Origin of the sequence: Nonomuraea aurantiaca (assembly GCF_020215705.1) — a bacterium.
Classification (GTDB): domain Bacteria; phylum Actinomycetota; class Actinomycetes; order Streptosporangiales; family Streptosporangiaceae; genus Nonomuraea; species Nonomuraea aurantiaca.
In genome coordinates, this window is the sequence record NZ_JAIWNB010000100.1 from 1 (window position 1) to 2,152 (window position 2,152).

Below are 2,152 nucleotides of genomic sequence, written 5' to 3' on the forward strand. Positions count from 1 at the left end.
CGTGCGCCCAGCAGAATGGAGGTGAAGCCGTGACGTAGCGGCTGATCTTGCTGTTCGTAAGCTCGTCGTCGCTTGCCGGTGGAAGTCCGGTCCGGGTAGCTGCCAGGAGGCCCGGTAGCAGGCTGGCGGCTTCGTCTGGAAACGGGCGGGGTCGAAGCCCAGCGTCAAAGGCCCTGTAATAGGGGGAGCAACGATGCGGTCCGTAGCATGAAGCGAAGCCTGCGGCGTCGTTAGAGGTCCCGGCCATTGGTCGGGGACAGGGAGAGCCGAGCCCCCGAATCCAGGGCGAAGGCCACGGACGCGGTGAAGAGCCTGGAAGCGCAGCCGTCAAGGACTCCCCGGCGTATGGGGCGCGGAACGTATCGATAGTGGCGGCGGGAACTGGGGAGGCCCTCCCCGGCCCGGCAACCTGCGGAAATCGTGTTGCCGGAGTGTGGCGTCCTATAACCGGTCAACGCCGGGAAATGGAGCGCTGGCCGGGTGGGCGTCGGAGGCGGCCGTAGTACTGCTGGAGCCGACCGGACAACACAACCGGCGGTGAGGGAAGGGCCGCTGCTTCGTCGATGCGCAGCGACTGTGATGGAGGGGCCCGGTGAGTGCCGGTCAGGCTAGTCCCGCCGCCAAGGGATCGCGGGAACCACGGGTTCCGCGTGATCCGGTCCGAGCCTTGCAGCATGCGCTCTACCGGGCGGCCAAGGCCGATCCCGGACGTCGATTCCACGCGCTGTATGACAAGGTCTGCCGCAGAGACGTGCTGCAGCGCGGGTGGGTCGCGGTGCGCGCCAACAACGGCGCACCCGGTATCGACAAGACCACCCTGGCCCAGATCGAGGAGTACGGGGTTGCCCGGCTGCTCGACGAGATGGCCGACGAACTGCGGGAAGGGCGGTATCGTCCGCTTCCAGCGCGGCGGGTTCTGATCCCCAAGCCGGGCACGGCCGAGCAGAGGCCGCTGTCGATTCCCGCGGTTCGTGACCGCATCGTGCAGGCCGCATTGAAGATCGTGTTCGAACCGGTCTTCGAGGCGGACATGCTGGGCTGCTCGTTCGGGTTCCGGCCGAAGCGCTCGGCGCACGACGCCTTACAGGTGCTCATCGATGAGTGTCATCGGGGGCGCCGGTGGGTGGTGGAGACGGACATCGCCGACTGCTTTTCGGCGATTCCGCATGATGAGTTGATACGAGCGGTCGAGGAACGCGTCTGTGACCAGTCCGTTCTCAAGCTCCTGCGCGCGATCTTGCGGGCCGGGGTGATGGAGGAGGGGCAGGTGCGTCGGCCGGTCACCGGAACCGCGCAAGGCGGGGTGATCTCACCCGTCTTGTGCAACGTCTACCTGCACCGGCTCGATCGGGCGTGGGATGACGGTGATGGGGTTCTGGTGCGCTATGCCGACGATGTGACGGTGATGTGCTGGTCGCGCAGCCAGGCCGAACGCGCGCTCGCGCGCTTGACGGCGCTGCTGGCGGAACTCGGCTTGAAGCCGAAGGCGGCCAAGACCCGGATCGTGCATCTGCAGGTCGGTGGGGAAGGGCTGGACTTTCTCGGCTTTCACCACCGGCTGGTGCGCAGCCTGGGTCGAGACGGCAAACGGCCTGTCATCTTTCTCGCCCGCTGGCCCGCCGACCGGGCCATGCAGCACGCCCGGGATCGGATCCGTGAGTTGACGCTCCGGTCCCGGCTGCTGCTGCACCCGGAGGTGATCGTGGAGGATATCAACCGGTTCCTGCGCGGCTGGGCCGCCTATTTCCGGTTCGGTAACTCCTCCCGGCACTTCAACAAGATCAGGAGTTATGCGCGGATGCGGATGGCGCTCGTCCTTCGCAAACGCCATCGCCGCTCGCGAGGGTTCGGCTGGTCGGTCGTGGCCTTCCAGTTCCCGAACCAACTCGGGCTGGTCACGTTGTCGGGAATCGTCGTCGCACCCAGGCCCTTTCGGGACTGGCGGGAGACGCCGAATGCCAGGCGGTGAACGACGTCGGTGAGCCGTGTGCCGGAGAACGGCATGCACGGTTCGACGGGCGGGGACTGGAAACGGAGCAACGAACCTGGCCACGGTCACTGGGGTGGCACAACCGACCGGGAAACCGGCGGAACATGAAGGCCCCAGGCCCTACCGTCAGGAGACGCCACCGCGCCAGCCCCCGACCCTACA

General features: G+C 66.9%; 1 protein-coding gene. It reads left to right on the forward strand.

Annotated features, from left to right (window positions below):
* The first annotated feature begins 667 nt into the window (after positions 1-667).
* Positions 668-1,969 carry a group II intron reverse transcriptase/maturase gene (gene ltrA / locus LDL49_RS56310; protein WP_225303170.1) on the forward strand — a complete coding sequence of 434 codons (1,302 nt, stop codon included), beginning with the start codon at positions 668-670 and terminating at the stop codon, positions 1,967-1,969.
* Positions 1,970-2,152 lie beyond the last annotated feature (183 nt).